1 protein-coding gene is annotated in these 322 nt (G+C 50.3%); it reads left to right on the top strand.

Annotated features, from left to right (window positions below):
- Positions 1-322: ATP-binding cassette domain-containing protein (locus CVN76_RS02410; RefSeq protein WP_157805481.1), on the top strand; the 322-nt coding region annotated here is incomplete at both ends.

Below are 322 nucleotides of genomic sequence, written 5' to 3' on the forward strand. Positions count from 1 at the left end.
ATTGACCCGGGTGCGTCTTGAAAAGATCGGATTCATTTTTCAAGCGGCGAACCTAGTGCCATATCTGACCGTGCGTGAACAGCTTCTGCTACTTTCTGAATTGATTGGCAAGCGGGATAAAAAAGCTGTGATAAAAGCGGATGATCTGCTTAGCCATCTTGGCCTTGAACATCGGGCAGATCACTTGCCGGAAGCGCTGTCAGGTGGAGAGCGGCAGCGTGTAGCCATCGGCCGTTCGCTTATGAATGATCCGGAAATCATTTTAGCCGATGAACCAACCGCAAGCCTGGATTCAAAAAGGGGCAGGGATGTGGTCGAAATG

Source organism: Bacillus sp. mrc49, from assembly GCF_002803435.1.